The organism is Chromobacterium sp. CCUG 30098 (genome assembly GCF_059916605.1).
On record NZ_JAUCGS010000001.1, the window covers coordinates 1,169,247 to 1,186,676 of the forward strand.

The window sequence follows — 17,430 nt, forward strand, 5'->3', positions numbered from 1 at the left end:
CTTGCGCTGGCGTTTTTACGTGGTGCGGATCGTTTCGGTTCGCTCAGCCTTGAAGCGCCTGAGCCAGGCCGGCGGCTTGATCGCCGACGATCAAATGCCAGACGCCGGGCGCCACTTCCAGCATCGCCGCCACGCCGGCCGCGCGGGCCGCGTCCTGATTGAGCAGCGAGCCCTGCTTCAGCTCCACGCGCAAGCGGGTATGGGCGATGGCTTCCACCTTGGCCAGATTGGCCGTGCCGCCCAGCGCCTGGCGCAGCGCCGCGGCCTGGCCTTGATCCGCGGCGGGCGTCGGCGTCGCCGCTTGCGCCGCCGGAGCCGGCGCGCTGGCCGGGGCGTCGATTTCGGCGTCCGCGCCCGCGCCGCGCAGATAGATTTCCATATCGGTTTTCAGGTTTTCCGACTGCGGGCCGAAGATGGCCTGGATGCCGTTGCCCACCACCACCACGCCGGACGCGCCCATGCTCTTGAGCTTGGCCTGGTTGACCTTGGCCGGCTCCCGCACCGCGATGCGCAGGCGGGTGATGCAGGCGTCCAGGCTGCTGATGTTGCTGCGGCCGCCAAAGGCCAGAACCAGTTCGCGCGCGCGCGCGTCTTCGCTGACCGCCGCGCCGGCGTCGGCGCTCTCGTCCTCGCGGCCCGGGGTTTTCAGGTTGAACTTGGCGATGACGAAGCGGAACACCCCGTAGTAGATGGCCGCGTAGATCGGGCCGAGGATGAACACGTACCAGGCGTGCTTGGCCTTGTCGCCGATCAGGTTGAACATCAGGAAATCGATGCCGCCCTGGGAGAAGGTGAAGCCCATGTGCATGTCCAGGGTGTTGGCGATGAACTGCGCCGACGCCGCCAGGCAGGCGTGGAGGAGGTAGAGCACCGGCGCCACGAACAGGAAGGAGAATTCGATGGGCTCGGTGATGCCGGTCAAAAAGGAGGTCAGCGCGGCGGAAATCATGATGCCGCCCACCTTGACGCGGTTCTCCGGCTTGGCCGAATGCCAGATGGCGATGGCCGCGGCCGGCAGGCCGAACATCTTGAACAGGAAGGCGCCGGACAGGATGCCCGCGGTCGGATCGCCGGCGAAGAAGCGGTTGATGTCGCCGTGTATCATCTTGCCGCTGATCGCGTCCGGGAAGGCGCCGATTTCAAAGAAGAAGGGCACGTTCCAGATATGGTGCAGGCCGAAGGGCAGCAGCAGCCGTTCTACGAGGCCGTAGACGGTGGCGGCGGTGCGCGGATCGCTGACCGCGGCCCACTGCGAGAAGCTCTTGATGCCGTTGCCTATCGGCGGCCAGATGAAGGACAGCGCCACGCCCAGCGCGATGGCGCTGATGGCGGTGATGATGGGCACGAAGCGCTTGCCGGCGAAGAAGCCCAGGTATTCGGGCAGCTTGATCCGGTAGAAGCGGTTGAACATATAGGCCGCCAGGCCGCCGGCGAGAATGCCGCCGAACACGCCGGTCTGGATGGACGGCAGGCCCATGATGGTGTCGGGCTTGACCCCCATCAGGCCGGCCATCACCCCCAGGGTGACGGTGGTGACCAGGTGGCCGATCACGGCGGCGATCGCCGCCACGCCGTCGTTTTCGGTAAAGCCCAGCGCCACGCCGACGGCGAAGATCAGCGGCAGATTGCCGAAGATCACGTCGCCGGAGTTCTTCATCAGCGACAGGATGGCCAGCGCGACGGTGTTCTGGGTGTGGAAATCGGTGGCGCCTATGCCCAGCAGCAGGCCGGCCACCGGCAGCACGGCCACCGGCAGCATCAGCGCTTTGCCGATCTTTTGCAGAAATGCGAATGATTGACTAAACATGGTGGTTCATTCCTTGCTCAACAGCGTAGGAAATAGCGGGCGGCGCATTCGCCGCCCTACATCGCTCCGGATGGCCGGAGAGTCTCGTTTATCGGGCTTGCGCGTTCAGGTGTTCGCGGACTTCGCTCGCCGTGGACAGGGCCAGCGCTTGCTGCGCCAGAGCCTCGCACTCCGCCGCGCTCCAGCGCGACAGCGTGGCCTTGACCGCGGCCAGCGCCGGCGTGCTGACCGACAGCTCGCTGACCCCCATGCCCACCAGCAGCGGCGCGGCGCGCTCGTCGGAGGCGAGGCCGCCGCAGATGCCCACCCACTTGCCGTGGGCGCGGGCGCCGTCGCAAGTCATCGCGATCATCGCCAGCACCGCCGGGTGCAGCGCGTCGGCCTGCTTGGCCAACTGCGGGTGGCCGCGGTCCATCGCCAGCACGTACTGGGTCAGGTCGTTGGTGCCGATGGAGAAGAAGTCCACTTCCGGGGCGAAGCGCGCGGCCATGACGGCGGCGGACGGCACTTCCACCATGATGCCCACCTTGACGTCATGCTGGCCGCTGGCGGCCTGCTCTTCGGCCAGTACGGCCTTGGCGGCGCGCAGTTCGTCCAGCGAGGCCACCATGGGGAACATGATGTGCAAGCGGGTCAGCGGCGCGGCTTGCAGGATGGCGCGCAACTGGGTGCGCAGCAGGTCCGGGCGCTCCAGGCTGACGCGGATGCCGCGCAGGCCGAGGAAGGGGTTGTCCTCCTTGGGCAGCGGCAGGTAGGACAGCGGCTTGTCGCCGCCCACGTCCAGGGTGCGCACCACCAGCGGGCGCTCCTTGCCCAGCGCGCGGGCCACCGCGCAGTATTCCTCCGCCTGTTCCTGCTCGCTGGGCGGGGTGTCGCGGTTGTCGAACAGAAACTCCGAACGCAGCAGGCCCACGCCCTCGGCGCCCTTGGCCACCGCTTCGCGCGCGTCGGCGGCGTTGCGGATATTGACCACCACTTCGATGCGGACGCCGTCGCTGGTGCGGGCTTCCCGCTGCGACATCGCCGCCTCGGCGGCGCGGCGCTCCGCGATCTGCGCGATCTCCGCCTCGGCGGTGGCCAGCTGTTCGGCGTTCGGCGCGATGCGCAGCGTGCCGCGGCCGCCGTCGATGATGACTTGTTCGCTATCGGGCAGGGCCAGCGCGGCCTGGGAGATGCCGCAGATCGCCGGGATGCCCAGAGAACGCGCCAGGATGGCCACATGGCTGGTGGCGCCGCCGGTGCGGGTACAGAAGCCCAGCACCTTGTTGGGGTCCAGCGCGGCGGTGTCGGACGGGGTCAGGTCTTCCGCGATCAGGATGGAGCCGGCAGGCACGTCCAGGCTGGCCTGCTTGACGCCGGCCAGCAGCGCCAGCACGCGGCGGCCCACGTCGCGGATGTCGTTGGCGCGTTCGCGCAGCAGCGCGTTGTCTTGCGCTTCCAGCCGCGCGGAGTAGGAACTGAAGGCGGCGCGCCAGGACCAGGCGGCGGATTTGCCGTCGGCCAGGCCGGCGTAGGTCTGCGCCAGCAGGTCCGGGTCTTGCAGCAGTTCCTGGTGCATGGACAGGATGGCCTGCTTGGCCTTGTCGGTCAGCTGGCTCTTGACCGCGTCGATCTGCTGAGCGGCTTCTTCGGTGGCGCGAGCGAAGTGTTGCTGTTCCAGACTGGCGCCCTGGCCGAATTCCGGCACGTCGAATTCCTGCAGCCGGTGATGATAGACGCGGCCGATGGCCAGGCCGGGAGAGGCGCCGACGCCGACCAGCAGCTCGGCGCTTTCCTGTTGTTGGGCGACGGCGGCGATGGGCGCGGGCGCGGCCGGCGCTTCGTCTTCGGCTTCGCCGCAGCGGTCCAGCAGCAGCTGGGTCAGCTCGGCCAGCGCCTGTTCGGCGTCCGCGCCGACGGCTTCGATGCGCACCTTGTCGCCGTTGCGGGTGGACAAGCCCATCACGCCGACCACGGATTTGGCGTTGGTGGACTGCTCGTCCAGCAGCAGGTGGATGTCGGCCTGGAAGCTTTTCGCCTTGCTGGCGAAGACCGCGGCCGGCCGGGCGTGCAGGCCGGCGGGGTTGGTGATTTCGATTTCCGGGGACAGCAGCTTGGCGCCGCCGGCCGCGGGTGCGGCGGCGGCGGCCGCGCCGGCCAGCTCCAACTCCAGCACCGCGGTCTTGCCGGCCTCGGCCAAGCCGCTGGCGCGGTGCATGGCGCTGACGGTTTCGTCGCCGTTGGTGATGATGATCTGGGTCAGCAGGCTCTGCGCGTTGCGCGCCACCATGTCCAGATTGAAGTCGATCAGCGCCTGGCCGGCGCTGACGCGTTGCCCTTGTTCCACCAGCGGCTGGAAGCCCTGGCCTTTGAGCATCACGGTGTCGATGCCGATGTGCACCATCACTTCCACGCCTTCGGGCGAGGTGATGGTGAGCGCGTGGTGCGCGGAATGGAGGTTGCTGACGACGCCGGACACCGGCGCGAGCAGACTGCAGGAGGTGGGGTCCAGCGAGATGCCGTCTCCCACCATCTTGCCGGCGAACACCGGATCCGGGACGGTGTCCAGGGCGACCAGCCACCCGGAGAGGGGGGCGAGGATCTTCAGTCTTGGCAAGGGTGTGCTCATATGTAACTCCTCAGATCGGGAATTTATCAGTTGTTTTATTACGAGCGTCGGCCTGCTTCTTCATGAGCGGTTCCGCGTGGCGTGCCGGATAGGGTACACCGTACGGAAAGGCCTGTCTTGATTCGATGGCGCTGCGGCATCCATCGCGCGGCAACAGTACAGACGCTTACTGTCCAGCTGGCGATATGATGCCAATATTGTAGTTTAACTACATCGAAATAACGGTGCAGCTTGATGGCAATCAAGAAATTGCGCAAGTAGGAATTCACGTATTTGCACTAGTTCGCGCGGAGACGATGGCGGAGGGACGAGGCGGGCTGCGACGGGGATGGGTTTGGCGTGGAAATGCGAGCGTCTTGGCGACGCGGCCCGCGGCCGGGCGGCTGTTGCATTTTTGTTATGCGCGAAATGAAAAACGGCGGCCTCTCGAGAGGGCCGCCGTCTTGGTGGCGGTCAGGCGCCGTCGTTTCAGGCCTGGCGTTTGTTGTCGCCGAGGAAGAACAGGGCCAGCGAGCCGGCGATCAGGAAGGCCGGGTATTCCCAGCCGCCGCCTTCGTTGGCGAACATCCAGCCGTGGGCGCCGTGCACCAGCACGATGGTGCCGAGCAGCAGCGGGGTCAGCGCCAGCGCCACCCAGCGGGCGAAGAAGCCGGACAGCAGCAGCAGGCCGCCGCCGACTTCGGCCAGGATGGCCAGGTAGCCGACGAAGCCGGGCAGGCCCAGGCTGGCGAAGTAGCCGGCGGTGCCGGCCGGTGTGAACACCAGCAGCTTGAGCAGGCCGTGGGACAGATACATCAGGCCCAGCGACAGGCGCAGGATCAGGGTGCCGAGGGCGGGGTTCTGGAAGCGGTTCATGGTGGGTTCCAATCAAGTTTGCGATGGAGTGCATTTGACCATGTAGAGAAAACTCAATAAATCCGCTATTAATAAAAATATTGTTTACCAATAGGAAATGATCATGGACCGCTTTTCGGAAATCCGCGCCTTCGTCTGCGTGGCGGAGCTGGGCAGTTTCGCCGCCGCCGCCGAGCGGCTGGAGCTGTCGCGGGCGATGGTGACCAAGCTGGTGTCCAGTCTGGAAGGGCGTCTGGGCGTGCGGCTCATGCATCGCACCACGCGGCGTTTGTCGCTGACCGAGGCGGGCGAGACCTATCTGGGGCAGGCCGGCGGCCTGCTGGCCGAGCTTGACGATCTGGACGCGCGTTTATCGCATGGCGCCAGCAGCCCGGTGGGGCGTTTGCGAGTGTCGGCGCCGGTGTCCTTCGGCATGCGTTATCTGGGGCGCGCGGTGGCGGGCTTTCATCTGCAGTACCCGCAGATCGAAGTGGAGCTGAACTTGAACGACAGGCGGGTGGACTTGGTGGAGGAGGGCTTCGATCTGGGGCTGCGGGTGTCGAATCTGTCCGACTCTTCCCTGGTGGCGCGCCGGTTGGCGCGGATACGGGATCTGGTCGTCGCCGCGCCCAGCTATCTGCAACGCTGCGGCACGCCGGCGACGCCGGCGGATCTGGCCGAGCATCAGTGTCTGCTGTACGCGCTGACCGCGCAGCCTAATCTATGGGATTTCACCGCGCCGGACGGCAGCAGCGGCCGGGTCAAGGTCAAGGGCATGCTGCGCGCCAACAACGGCGACATCCTGACGGACGCCGCCGTCCACGGCATGGGGGTGATCTTGCAGCCGCGCTTTCTGGTGGAGCAGGGCCTGGCGGACGGCACGCTGGTGCCGCTGCTCAGCGATTACGACTGGCACTGCCTGGATTTGTCGGCGGTGTACCCGGCGCGGCGGCACGTGCCGGGCAAGGTCCGGGCTTTCGTCGATTACCTACAGCAGTTTTTCCAGTAGCGGCGGCGCGTAACTGATTGGCCGTGGGCTCAAAGCCGACTCATGTCGACCGCGTAAATTTCGGCGTCCTGTGAATGAACGCCGCAGTTGTGATTGATCCGCATGCTGTCGCCCAGGAACTCAAGGCTCAGGCTGTCGCCGGTCTTCTTGAGCAGCGCCAACGCGTTGCCGACGCTGGCCAGCTCTTGCCCCAGCGGCGTCTTGTTGTAGTCAAAGTGGTGGACATGGTCGCTGTCCGCTAGATCCGGCGTTTCCCCCTTGCCGCTGTAGACCATCATCGCGTGATCGAAGTGATCGCGAAGAAAGGCGGCCAGTTCGCGGTTATTGCCGACCGGACGGTCTGGCGGAGCTTGGTCGCCGCATAGCCGTCTATGGGCGTCCACAATGGAGCGCGCGCCGTCGGTCGCCGTCTCCCATTCTCCGTCGCCGTTTTTCACGGTGCCGGCGTGATAGGCGTAAAGCATTCCTGCTTTCAGCGCGTAGACCATGGTGCAGCCGGAGAGCGCGCCGGAGTTGAACAGGCAGCAATCGCCGTCCCGTAGCGCGCCGGTGTCGAACTTCACCCCCACCGTGCCTTGCAGGCCGTTGCCGATTTCGATCAGCCGCAGCGTGTCGCCGAACTGGAATTTATTGTAATAGTTGCCGATCGGCGTGCCGGGAATCAGCTCCTTGGCTTTGGCCTGGCCGCCGTGAGAGTACTTGATGAAGTCGGAGGAGACGGCGTCGCCGCCTTTTTTATCGCCCTCCCGGTCGTGGCGGACGCAGTCGACGACGCCGGCCGGAGCGGAGGCCTGGGCGCCGCCTTCGACGGAAAGCACGCCCTTGCCGATCAGCGGAGCGATGCTGCCGGACAACACTTGCGATTTATCCCGCTCGAACAAGAGCTTTTCTTGCGGCGAGGAGGTGGTGACGGTTTTGTTTTGTCTGACGTCCTGCCTGAAGTTCGCCGTGGGATCGCCGTATTTGGCGTGGTCGTGCACGACGCGGCTTTGGCTGATCAAGGCCTTTTTGGCGTGATAAAGATTGGCTTGCGCGTTTGGGTCCTGGCAGAGCTGCCGGACGAAGGCCTTGGCGCGTTTGGTCTGATCCGGGTGCAGCAGGCTGTGCAGCCGGCTGTTGTACACCACCAGGGCGCCGCTTTTGCTCAGGCCGAATCTCAGGTCTTGGGCTTTGCCCTGCTTGGCCGCCGGCTGTTGAAGCAATTGTTCGTAGATTGTTTTGATGGATATCGGACTCGATATTTTCATCTGCTGTTCCAGGCGGAATAGGGGATGGAGAAGGGCTTTCCCTCGCTGTGGCGCTGGGCCGGCGCGAGGGCGCTGCTTTGGTTTCGGGCCAGGGGTCTGGCCGCGCCGACCATTGCAGCGAAAAAGGCGGGGCCTGTCTTTCAAAAAACGACGACGGGGAGGGGGAGAGCGGAGAGGAGGAAGGCGGCCGCTTAGAGCCTGTTCAAAGTCTCGCGAGCAAGGGCGAGACAAGGCGAAAACGAGCGAAAAAGCGGAATGTGCACGTGGCACATGAGCATTTTGAGCTTGTTTTCAACGCTGTATCGCTGAAGCACAGCAGACATTGAACAGGGTCTTAGGCCGCCGGCGGGAAAGCGCGCGCCCGGCGCGCGCTTTTTACTCGTGCATCGCCAGGAAGCCCTTGAGACGGCTTTCGATGATGCGCGGGTTTTCGCCGTTGGCGATGGAGACCAGGCCTTCCACCACCAGCTCTTTCAAGGCGACTTCCGAGGCGATCAGGTGTTTGAGCTTGTTGGCGATGGGCAGGAACAACAGGTTGGCGGAGCCGACGCCGTAGACGGTGGCGACGAAGGCGACGGCGATGCCGGCGCCCAGCTTGGACGGGTCGGACAGGTTTTCCATCACGTGGATCAGGCCCAGCACCGCGCCCAGAATGCCCATGGTCGGCGCGTAGCCGCCGGCGGATTCCCAGATGCGCGCCGCCTGTTTGCGCGCGTGTTCGAACATGGAGATCTCCACGTCCATCACCGAGCGCAAGGTGTCAGGCTCCGCGCCGTCCACCAGCATTTGCAGCGCTTTCTTGATGAAGGGGTCTTTTTGCAGATTGATGTAGCCTTCCAGCGCCAGCAGGCCGCCCTTGCGCGCGGTCTGGCTCCAGTTGATGACTTCGCGGATCATCTTGTCGTGATCCAGCACCGGCGGCTGGAAGATCCATTTGAGCATGCGCACGCCGGCGGCGAATTGCTTGGGCGTGCTTTGCAGCATCACCGCGCTGACGGTGCCGCCGATGACGATCATGAAGGCGGTCAGCTGCATCAGGGAGCCGATGTTGCCGCCCTCCAGCGCCTGCCCCGCGATAATGGCGGTCAGGCCCATCAGAATGGCTACAATGCTTATCTTATCCACGCGAAGTTCCGGTTTTTAATGTTATGCCGCGTCAGGGCGCGGAGGGTCAGAGCCAGTCCTTGATGCGCGCGCGCAGCCGGGCGATGGCCTGGCTGTGCAGTTGGCTGACTCGGGATTCGGAGACGCCGAGCACCGCGCCGATTTCCTTCAAGTTCAATTCCTGCTCGTAATACAGGGACATCACCAACTGGTCGCGCTCCGGCAGCAGCTTGATGCCGTCTATCAGCGCCTGGCGGAAGCCGCCGTCGGCCAGCGCGGCGAACGGGTCCGGCGAGTCGTCGTCGGCGACATTGGCCACCGCGTCGGGCAGCGCGTCGCCGTCGTCGTTGGAAAAATCTTCGAAATGCAGCAAGGTCATGCCGCGGCAATCGCCCAGCATGTCCTGGTACTGTTCCAGCTCCAGTCCCATTTGCGCGGCGATTTCCGATTCCAGCGGCGAGCGGCCCAGCTGGTGTTCCAGCTGGCGGACCGCGTCTTCGATCTGGCGCGAGTGGCGGCGCGCCTGGCGCGGCATCCAGTCTTCGCGGCGCAGTTCGTCCAGCATGGCGCCGCGCACCCGCTGGCTGGCGAAGGTTTCGAACATCACGCCCTGGGCCGGGTCGAATTGGCGCGCGGCTTCGATCAGGCCGATGACGCCGACCTGGATCAGGTCGTCGATGTCGACCGAGGCCGGCAGCCGGGCGATCATCATGCCGGCCAGCTTCTTGACCAGCGGCGCGTAGGCCTCCACGTCGATCTCGGCGGGAGGCGAGGCGGCGGCGTAGCCGGTTCGGCGTAAGGACGGCAAGCTCATAGCGGTTTGACTCCATCCGCCTCGGCCCAGTCGCGCGAGGCGGCAATCAACAAATCCATGAATCCGGTGCCGCTGCGCGGCGTTTCCTGGGTGTCCCACTGCGGCAGCACCGCGGCCAGCTGCGAGAAGGCCATCGCGGCCTCGCTGTCCGGAAACGCCTCCATCAACGGCCGGCGCAGCGTCTGGCTGCGACGCACCGCGTTGTCCATCGGCACAAAGCCCACCCAGCGCAGCGACACCGACAGGAATTCGCCGGTGGCGGCGGACAGCCGGGTGAACAATTCGCGCGCTTCCTCCAGATGGCGCGCGCGGTTGATCAGCACATTGAAGCGCTGGCGGCCGTAGCTGCCGGACAACCTCTTGATATTAGCGTAGGCCGTTGTCAGCGACTCCGCCGCCGGCGTGAGCACTAATACCAAATTGTCGGCCACGCTGGCCGGCACCGGGTCGTGGGCGGGGCTGGGGGCGTCCACCAGCAGCACCGAGGCGTCGCGCTCCAGCGCGGCGAATTCGCTGCCCAGCCTCAGCCATAGCTGGGCGGAGAACAGCGCGCGCTCTTCCGGGCGCGCGTAGAGATTGATCAACTGAATGCCCTGGCGCGAACTCATCATCATCTCGTCCAGGCCGCCCAGGGTCAGCACCTGGCTTTCCAGCGTGGCGGTGGTGGGCACGCCCAGACGGCGCGCCTGCACCTGGCCCAGCGTGCAGTCCACCAGCAAGGGCCGCTGGCCGGCGTAGGCCAGGCCCAGCGCCAGTTCGGTGGCCAGGGTGCTGGCGCCGGCGCTGGCGGAGCCGATGAAGGCGAAACTGGGCGCGCGCGCGGACCGGGCGCTGAGCAGGCGGAGGCTGGCGGCTTGATCCTGCATCGCGCTTACAACCATCCGGCCTGGGCCGCGTTCATGATGGGCAGTTCGTCGGCCTGAAGGGTGAAGGGGGAATGCTGTTGCTGCGAACGCATCGCGCGGTCCACCAGGAAGCCGGCGTGGGCGGCGTGCAGGTCTTCCGGCACGCGCTGGCCGTTGGTGATGTAGAACAGGCGCAGCCGGTTGCGGATGATCACGTCCAGGCTGGGGCCCATCGCCACCGATTCGTCTATCTTGGACAGCACGCAGCCGGTGAGGCCGTCGCCGCGATAGCGGCGCACCACGTCTTCCAGCGTCTGGCCGTCGGCGTTGGAGGCCAGCAGCAGCAGCCTTTCTATCGGCCGGCCGGCGGTGCGGAACATTTCGATCTGCGCCAGCACGCGGGCGTCGCGCTGGCCCATGCCCACGGTGTCGATGAAGACGATGTGGCGGTTGGACAGATCGGCCAGCGTCAGCTGCAGATCGCCCTCGTTCTGGATGGAGAACACCGGGATGCCGAGAATCTTGCCGTAGATGCGCAACTGGTCCTGGGCGCCGATCCGGTAGCTGTCGGTGGTGATCAGCGCCACGTGCTGGGCGCCGAAGCGCATGGTGGCGCGCGCGGCCAGCTTGGCCACGGTGGTGGTCTTGCCGACGCCGGTGGGGCCCACCAGCGCGTAGATGCCGCCGCGGTCCATGATTTCCTTGTCGGCGTCCGCGCATTTCAGATTGTGCATCAGCGCCGAGCGCGCCCATTTGACCGCGACATCGGCCTCGTACTGGGCCGGCATCTTTTCGATCAGCTGGCGGATCAGATGGGCGGAAAAGCCCATGGCCAGCAGGTGTTTGAACAGTTCCAGGCGATTGGGCGCCTTGCCCTCCATATCGGACCAGGCGAAGCTGGCCAGCTGGCTTTGCAGCAGGCTGCGCAGCAGCTTGATCTCGTCGCCGATCTGCTTCAGCTCCTGCGCCATCACTTCCGGCTCCTCGCCGTTGTTCGCGACCGGAGGCGCGGCGGGGCGGGGCGGCGGCGCGGTTTGCGCAGGCGGCTGCACGCGCGGGGCGGCGGGCTGGGGCGCGGCTTGCGCGTACTGCGGCGGATAGGACGGCTGGGCCGGCCGCGGCGCGGCCTGGGGCTCCGGCGCGAAGGCCGGCTCGATGCGTTGACGCGGCGCTTGCGCTTCGATGCGCGGCGGCGGCGGGCTGTCCAGCGGCTCCACCGGCATGGCGTAAGTGCGGGCGATGGCGCGGTTGACCGCTGCGCCGGCCGGGGTGGGCAGCGGCGACGGCGCGCGGTTGACCACCGGCGGCGCGTTGCGCGGCGGATGCTTGCTGGAGGAAGTGGCCAGATTGGTGGCGAGGTTGGCGACGTCGGCGTCGGCCACCGCCATGATTTCCACCCCGCCGCCCATGGTGGGGCGGTTGGACAGAATCAGGGCGTCCGCGCCCAGTTCTTCTCGAACTTGTCTGAGCGCGTCACGCGTGGTTTTGCCGAAAAACTTTTTCACCACCATGTTCGATTAGCCCTTGCTTCCCCCAATTACAGCAATTATACGAATTGATTTATTGTCCGGTATCTCATTATGAGAAATAACACGCAGCTGCGGCAGCGCGCGGCGCAGGAAGCGCGCCAGCAAAGGCCGCAGTCCCGGCGCGGTCAAGAGTACCGGATTGTACCCTTGAATTTCCACTTGTTCGGTTTCCTGGGCGGCGCTGGCCAGCAGATTTTCCGCCAGGCCCGGTTCCAGGCCGCCGCCGGTCTTGGATTGCACCGCCTGCATCAGCACATTTTCCAATGTCGGCTCCAGGGTCATCAAGGGTAATTCTTGCTCGCCGGGGAATAATTGCTGGACGATGACGCGGGACAGCGCGGTGCGCACGATATTGGTCAGCTCGTCGATGTCCTGGGTGGTGGCCACGTGATCGGCCAGCGTTTCCAGTATGGTGCGGAAATCGCGGATGTGGATGCCTTCGGTCAGCAGCTGTTGCAGCACTTTTTGCAGCGTGCCTATCGGCACCACCTTGGGCACCAGGTCTTCGATCAGCTTGGGCGATTCCTTGGCCTGATGATCGATCAGCGCCTGCACTTCCTCGCGGCCCAGCAATTCCGCCGCGTGGGTCTGCAGCAGATTGGAAATATGGGTGGCCACCACGGTGCTGGCGTCCACCACGGTATAGCCCAGGCTCTGCGCTTCTTCGCGCTTGCCGGCGTCTATCCAGATCGCCGGCAGGCCGAAGGCCGGATCGGTGGTGGGGGTGCCGGCCAGCTCGCCGTTGACCCGGCCCGGATTGATGGCCAGATATTGGCCGATGAAGGCTTCGCCTAGGCCCAGCTCCACGCCCTTGAGCAGGATGCGGTAGGCGTTGGGCTTGATTTCCAGGTTGTCGCGGATATGGACCGGCGGCACCAGAAAGCCCAGCTCCTGGGCGATCTTTTTGCGGATGCCGCGGATGCGGCGCAGCAGTTCGCCGTCCTGGCTGCGGTCCACCAGCGGAATCAGCCGGTAGCCCACTTCCATGCCCAACTGGTCCACGTGCTGGACATCGTTCCAGCTGACTTCGGTCGTGGTGTGTTCCGGCGGCGGCGCGGCCTGTTGCTGCTGCTCCGCCTGCTGCGCCTCGGCCTTCTGGCGCTTCTCCATCATGCGGCCCAGCAGGCCCAGGCTGCCGGCGATCAGCAGGAAGGAGAAGTGCGGCATATTGGGGATCAGGCCGACCATGCCGATCACTGCGGCGGTGATGTAGAGCACTTGCGGCTTGGTGAACATCTGGCCGAGGAATTGCTCGGACATGTCCTTGTCGGTGCCCACGCGGGACACCACGATGCCGGCGGCGGTGGAGATGATCAGCGCCGGAATCTGCGCCACCAGGCCGTCGCCGATTGTCAGCAGGGTATAGGTCTTGGCGGCGACGCCGGCGTCCAGGTCGTGCTGGACCATGCCCACGATCAAGCCGCCGACGATGTTGATGATGATGATCAGGATGCCGGCCATGGCGTCGCCGCGCACGAACTTGGAGGCACCGTCCATCGCGCCGAAGAAGTTGGCCTCCTCGGCGATGGTGACGCGGCGCAGCCGGGCTTCGTCCTCGCCGATCAGGCCGGCGTTGAGGTCGGCGTCGATGGCCATCTGCTTGCCGGGCATCGCGTCCAGGGTGAAGCGGGCGCTCACTTCGGCGATGCGGCCGGCACCCTTGGTGATCACCACGAAGTTGATGATGGTGATGATGACGAAGACCACGATGCCGATGGCGACGTTGTCGCCGATCAGGAAGTGGGCGAAGGATTCGATCACCTTGCCGGCGGCGTCCGGCCCGGAGTGGCCCTCCAGCAGGATGACCCGGCTGGAGGCGACGTTCAGCGACAGCCGCAGCAAGGTGGTGACCAGCAACACGGTGGGGAAGGCGGAAAAGTCCAGCGGCTTGCGCACATTGATCCCCACCAGCAGCACGATCACCGAAACGGCGATGTTGAAGGTGAAGAAGATGTCCAGCAGCACCGGCGGCAGCGGCAGCACCATCATCGCCAGAATCAGGATGATGAGCACGGGGCCGGCCAGCTGGGTGACTTTGAAGCGCTTCAGTATGTCTAGTATGGAGTCCATGCTGGATTTATGGCTCAAGCCGGTCGAATCGGTTCGTCGACCTTATCATTATGGTGGCGTCGCATCTTGCTGGCGTTTGCTTTGCGGGTCAAGCTCGGCGGGCACGTCCAGCTGGTCCGGGAACACCGGAGCCAGGCCGCCGTTGTCCTGATAGCTCTTGAGCTGGAACACATAGGCCAGCACCTGGGCGGCGGCGGAATAGAGCTTGGCCGGAATGTCCTCTCCCATTTCGGCGTGGAAGTACAGCGCGCGGGCGAAGCTGGGCGAGCGCATCACGATGACGTGGTGGTCCTTGCCGGTGTCGATGATTTTTTCCGCCAGCTTCAAAGACCCCTTGGCCACCACTTGCGGCGCGCGCATGCCGTCGTCGTACTTGATCGCCACCGCGTAGTGGGTAGGGTTGGTGACGATGACGTTGGCGCTGGGAATCTCCTGCATCATGCGCTTGCGCGCGGCTTCGCGCTGCATCTGACGGATGCGGCCCTTGACCTCGGGCGAGCCCTCGGCCTCCTTGTATTCCTGCTTGACCTCTTCCTTGGTCATGCGCAGCTTCTTGTGATAGCTCCACAGCTGGAAGGGCACGTCGATCGCCACCAGCAGAATCATCGCCGAAGTCACCACGAAGAAGGTGGTGATGATCATATCGGTCATCTTGGCGATGCCGGTGGGCAGCGGCATGGAGATCAGGCCGATGATTTCCGCGCGCTCGCGCCAGATGAACCAGGTGGCGATGCCGCCGATCAGCACGCTCTTGAGAATGGCCTTCAGCGCTTCGGTGGCGGCGTTGACCGAGAACATGCGCTTGATGCCGGGCAAGGGATTGAGCTTGCTGAACTTGGGCTCGACCGCCTTGAAAGTGAGGTTCCAGCCGCCCACCAGCATGGGCACGAACAGCGCCACCATCGCCAGGCCGGCCAACAGCGGCGCCAGGCTCCACAACGCGTTGAAAATGGTTTCCTTGAAGCGGGTCAGCGCCGGCTCCACATTGTGCACCGTGGTCTGGTCGAAGGTGAGCAGCATGCGCATGGTCTGCGCCAGATTGGTGGCGATGTGGCCGCCCTGGGCCATCAGCAGCGCCACGCCGGCCATGGTGATGGCGAAGGTGGTCAGCTCGCGCGAGCGCGGGATATTGCCGTCTTCTCGGGCGAGGCCCAGCCGTTTCGCGGTCGCGGGTTCGGTGCGTTCTAGATCGGAATCTTCAGCCATGTCCGGTGTTTCATGCTTCTGTCTTGATTTTAAAGAGAATGGTAGCCGAAGCGGCGAGGCCGGGCCAGCTTTTCCGAGCCGGCTTCAAGTCGGGTACAATGGCCGGTATCAAAGATGGAATGAACACAATGCGACAGTATCTCGACCTGATGCGCCATGTGCTGGAACATGGCCACGACAAGTCCGACCGCACCGGCACCGGCACCCGTTCGGTATTCGGCCACCAGATGCGTTTCGACCTGCAACAGGGTTTTCCGCTGATCACCACCAAGAAGTGCCATCTGCGTTCCATCATCCATGAATTGCTGTGGTTCCTGTCCGGCGAGACCAATATCCGCTATCTGAAGGAAAACGGCGTGTCGATCTGGGACGAGTGGGCCGATGAAAACGGCGATCTGGGGCCGGTCTACGGCTATCAGTGGCGCAGCTGGCCGGCGCCGGACGGCCGCCACATCGATCAGATCGCCAATGTGGTGGCGATGATCAAGAACAACCCGGATTCGCGCCGCCTGATCGTGTCGGCCTGGAACCCGGCGCTGGTGGACGAGATGGCGCTGCCGCCCTGCCACAGCCTGTTCCAGTTCTACGTGGCCGACGGCAAGCTGTCCTGCCAGCTTTATCAGCGCTCCGCCGACATCTTCCTGGGCGTGCCCTTCAATATCGCCAGCTACGCCTTGCTGACCATGATGGTGGCGCAGGTGTGCGGACTGCAGCCGGGCGATTTCGTCCACACGCTGGGCGACGCGCATCTGTACAGCAACCATCTGGAGCAGACCGAGTTGCAGCTGTCGCGCGAACCGCGCGCTTTGCCGACGATGAAGATCAATCCGCAGGTCAAGGACATCTTCGGCTTCAAGTTCGAGGATTTCGAACTGGAAGGCTACGATCCGCATCCGCACATCAAAGCGGCGGTGGCGGTATGACGGCGGCCGGGAAGCCGCGCTTGACCCTGGTGGCGGCGATGGCGGCCAAGCGGGTGATAGGCATAGACAACCGCCTGCCCTGGCATTTGCCGGAGGATCTCAAGCACTTCAAGGCGGTGACGCTGGGCAAACCGGTGATCATGGGCCGCAAGACCTGGGACTCGGTAGGCCGGCCGCTGCCGGGCCGCCGCAACATCGTGGTGACGCGCCAGAAGGATTGGCGCGCCGACGGCGCGGAGGCCGCGCATTCGCTGGAAGAGGCTTTGGTCCTGGCCGGCGCGGTGGAGGAGGTGTGTTTGATCGGCGGTGCCGAATTGTACCGCCAGGCGATCGCCGGCGCGGATTGCCTGCGTCTGACCGAGATCGACGGCGATTACCCGGGCGACGCCCATTTCCCCGAGGTGTCCGCCGAGCTCTGGCGCGAGGACAGCCGCGAGGCACATGTCAGCGCCGCCGGGCTGGCTTACGCCTTCGTCGATTATCTGCGGCGCTGAGATCGCGTCCTGAAGCGGTTTCGCCTCGCCTTGTCCTTGCGCAGGCGACTGCGAACCGGTTTCGAGCCAAAAACCCGCCTTGAGCGGGTTTTTTTGATGAAGGCGGTTGCGGGTTCCGGATGAGGTTTGCCGCCTTGCCGCGTTTTCCGTTCAAGCGGGTCAGGGGGCGGTCAATCGAGCTCGTTGCGACGATACAGGCTCAGCGCGACGCCCAGTCCCGCCAACATGCCGGCGCAAGCCCGGTTCAGCCAGCGCATGGTCCGGCCGGATAAGAGGCGCATCGAGTGATAGCCGCCCAGGGCGTAGACGCTCATCAAGGCGATGTCGATGACTGCGGTCAGCAACGCGAGGCTAAGGTATTGAGCCACGATGTCGTCTTGGGGACGGATGAATTGAGGTAGGAAGGCGGAGAAGAACAGCAGCCCTTTGGGATTGGAAAGAGCGACCAGTAGCGAGCGGACAAAGGCGGCCCGACCGGTTGGAGGCCTTACGGCGCTCGCGTCCGCCTGAATAGGGCGGACGGGCGCTCGCCATAGCGCCGCGGCCAAATAAAGCAGATAGGCTGCGCCGACCCATTTCACCAGCGTGAACAACTGTTCGGAGGCCAGCAGAAGCGCGCCGAGGCCACAGGCGACCGCGCCGATCAAGATCAGGTCCGACAAGGCCGCGCCGGCGATACCGCAGGCCGCGACCCGTTTGCCGCCATAGGCGCCATTGTTCAGTGCGAGCAACATGGTGGGGCCGGGCGTGGCGGTGACGGCGGACACCGAGACCACGTAGAGAGCAAGTGTTGCTGAGTCCATTCATGACTCCTTAATGACTCGGCTCGTGAAGGAGCGAAATAGGATCAAAACCTGTTTTTCCGCTCCGCGGGGGCCGAAAGTTGAGGCGTGCAGCAGGCCTGGCGTGAGAATGAGCACGGACTACTGTAGCCGTTTGT

Annotated in this window: 14 protein-coding genes; 3 read left to right on the forward strand and 11 right to left on the reverse strand. The window is 64.9% G+C overall.

Features of this window, described 5'->3' with window-relative positions:
* Positions 1-43 precede the first annotated feature (43 nt).
* The 3 genes from ptsG to QUG03_RS05505 form a co-directional block, all read right to left on the reverse strand.
* A complete protein-coding gene (gene ptsG / locus QUG03_RS05495; RefSeq protein ID WP_227104728.1) occupies positions 44-1,807 on the reverse strand; it encodes a PTS glucose transporter subunit IIBC in 1,764 nt (587 codons plus the stop codon).
* A gap of 88 nt (positions 1,808-1,895) precedes the next feature.
* Positions 1,896-4,415 carry a phosphoenolpyruvate--protein phosphotransferase gene (gene ptsP, locus QUG03_RS05500; RefSeq protein WP_500819599.1) on the reverse strand — a complete coding sequence of 840 codons (2,520 nt, stop codon included), beginning with the start codon at positions 4,413-4,415 and terminating at the stop codon, positions 1,896-1,898.
* Between the two features lie 468 nt (positions 4,416-4,883).
* The gene (locus tag QUG03_RS05505) at positions 4,884-5,270 is read right to left on the reverse strand and encodes a DoxX family protein (RefSeq protein ID WP_019103721.1); all 387 of its coding nucleotides are present in this window, start codon (positions 5,268-5,270) and stop codon (positions 4,884-4,886) included.
* Between the two features lie 103 nt (positions 5,271-5,373).
* Here QUG03_RS05505 and QUG03_RS05510 point away from each other — a divergent pair, with 103 nt between their 5' ends.
* The gene (locus QUG03_RS05510; RefSeq protein ID WP_107800376.1) at positions 5,374-6,258 is read left to right on the forward strand and encodes a LysR family transcriptional regulator; all 885 of its coding nucleotides are present in this window, start codon (positions 5,374-5,376) and stop codon (positions 6,256-6,258) included.
* A gap of 29 nt (positions 6,259-6,287) precedes the next feature.
* Here the strand turns inward: QUG03_RS05510 and QUG03_RS05515 are convergent, their stop codons facing one another.
* The 7 genes from QUG03_RS05515 to flhB form a co-directional block, all read right to left on the reverse strand.
* On the reverse strand, positions 6,288-7,505 hold the full coding sequence (locus QUG03_RS05515; RefSeq protein WP_500819600.1) for a cytotoxic necrotizing factor Rho-activating domain-containing protein: 1,218 nt from the start codon (positions 7,503-7,505) through the stop codon (positions 6,288-6,290).
* 375 nt (positions 7,506-7,880) lie between these two features.
* Entirely contained in the window at positions 7,881-8,630 is a 750-nt protein-coding gene (locus tag QUG03_RS05520) for a flagellar motor protein (RefSeq protein ID WP_081545394.1), read from the reverse strand.
* A gap of 46 nt (positions 8,631-8,676) precedes the next feature.
* A complete protein-coding gene (locus QUG03_RS05525; RefSeq protein ID WP_081545393.1) occupies positions 8,677-9,423 on the reverse strand; it encodes an RNA polymerase sigma factor FliA in 747 nt (248 codons plus the stop codon).
* The gene (locus QUG03_RS05530) at positions 9,420-10,289 is read right to left on the reverse strand and encodes a MinD/ParA family ATP-binding protein (RefSeq protein ID WP_107800372.1); all 870 of its coding nucleotides are present in this window, start codon (positions 10,287-10,289) and stop codon (positions 9,420-9,422) included. Before QUG03_RS05530 ends, QUG03_RS05525 begins: the two co-directional genes overlap by 4 nt.
* A 5-nt stretch (positions 10,290-10,294) precedes the next feature.
* Positions 10,295-11,779: a flagellar biosynthesis GTPase FlhF gene (gene flhF / locus QUG03_RS05535; protein ID WP_235087024.1), complete on the reverse strand. Its 1,485-nt coding sequence runs from the start codon at positions 11,777-11,779 to the stop codon at positions 10,295-10,297.
* A gap of 6 nt (positions 11,780-11,785) precedes the next feature.
* Complete coding sequence (gene flhA, locus QUG03_RS05540) at positions 11,786-13,867, reverse strand: flagellar biosynthesis protein FlhA (RefSeq protein ID WP_107801935.1); 2,082 nt, start codon at positions 13,865-13,867, stop codon at positions 11,786-11,788.
* A gap of 48 nt (positions 13,868-13,915) precedes the next feature.
* Positions 13,916-15,073: a flagellar biosynthesis protein FlhB gene (gene flhB / locus QUG03_RS05545; RefSeq protein ID WP_500819601.1), complete on the reverse strand. Its 1,158-nt coding sequence runs from the start codon at positions 15,071-15,073 to the stop codon at positions 13,916-13,918.
* 128 nt (positions 15,074-15,201) lie between these two features.
* On the opposite strand from flhB, the gene QUG03_RS05550 reads away from it, so the two are divergent.
* Both QUG03_RS05550 and QUG03_RS05555 read left to right on the forward strand, forming a co-directional pair.
* Positions 15,202-15,996: a thymidylate synthase gene (locus QUG03_RS05550; protein WP_107800369.1), complete on the forward strand. Its 795-nt coding sequence runs from the start codon at positions 15,202-15,204 to the stop codon at positions 15,994-15,996.
* A complete protein-coding gene (locus QUG03_RS05555) occupies positions 15,993-16,490 on the forward strand; it encodes a dihydrofolate reductase (RefSeq protein WP_500819602.1) in 498 nt (165 codons plus the stop codon). The genes QUG03_RS05550 and QUG03_RS05555 overlap by 4 nt, the downstream gene beginning before the upstream one ends.
* Positions 16,491-16,660: 170 nt before the next feature.
* On the opposite strand, the gene QUG03_RS05560 is transcribed toward QUG03_RS05555, so the two are convergent.
* Positions 16,661-17,293 carry a LysE family translocator gene (locus tag QUG03_RS05560; RefSeq protein WP_500819603.1) on the reverse strand — a complete coding sequence of 211 codons (633 nt, stop codon included), beginning with the start codon at positions 17,291-17,293 and terminating at the stop codon, positions 16,661-16,663.
* Positions 17,294-17,430: the final 137 nt, after the last annotated feature.

Coding starts and splice junctions, on each gene's coding strand:
- flhF (WP_235087024.1), bottom strand. CDS start 11,779: ATGGTGGTGAAAAAGTTTTTCGGCAAAACCACGCGTGACGCGCTCAGA.
- QUG03_RS05530 (WP_107800372.1), bottom strand. CDS start 10,289: ATGCAGGATCAAGCCGCCAGCCTCCGCCTGCTCAGCGCCCGGTCCGCG.
- QUG03_RS05510 (WP_107800376.1), top strand. CDS start 5,374: ATGGACCGCTTTTCGGAAATCCGCGCCTTCGTCTGCGTGGCGGAGCTG.
- QUG03_RS05550 (WP_107800369.1), top strand. CDS start 15,202: ATGCGACAGTATCTCGACCTGATGCGCCATGTGCTGGAACATGGCCAC.
- QUG03_RS05515 (WP_500819600.1), bottom strand. CDS start 7,505: ATGAAAATATCGAGTCCGATATCCATCAAAACAATCTACGAACAATTG.
- QUG03_RS05525 (WP_081545393.1), bottom strand. CDS start 9,423: ATGAGCTTGCCGTCCTTACGCCGAACCGGCTACGCCGCCGCCTCGCCT.
- QUG03_RS05560 (WP_500819603.1), bottom strand. CDS start 17,293: ATGGACTCAGCAACACTTGCTCTCTACGTGGTCTCGGTGTCCGCCGTC.
- flhA (WP_107801935.1), bottom strand. CDS start 13,867: ATGGACTCCATACTAGACATACTGAAGCGCTTCAAAGTCACCCAGCTG.
- QUG03_RS05505 (WP_019103721.1), bottom strand. CDS start 5,270: ATGAACCGCTTCCAGAACCCCGCCCTCGGCACCCTGATCCTGCGCCTG.
- ptsP (WP_500819599.1), bottom strand. CDS start 4,415: ATGAGCACACCCTTGCCAAGACTGAAGATCCTCGCCCCCCTCTCCGGG.
- ptsG (WP_227104728.1), bottom strand. CDS start 1,807: ATGTTTAGTCAATCATTCGCATTTCTGCAAAAGATCGGCAAAGCGCTG.
- QUG03_RS05555 (WP_500819602.1), top strand. CDS start 15,993: ATGACGGCGGCCGGGAAGCCGCGCTTGACCCTGGTGGCGGCGATGGCG.
- flhB (WP_500819601.1), bottom strand. CDS start 15,073: ATGGCTGAAGATTCCGATCTAGAACGCACCGAACCCGCGACCGCGAAA.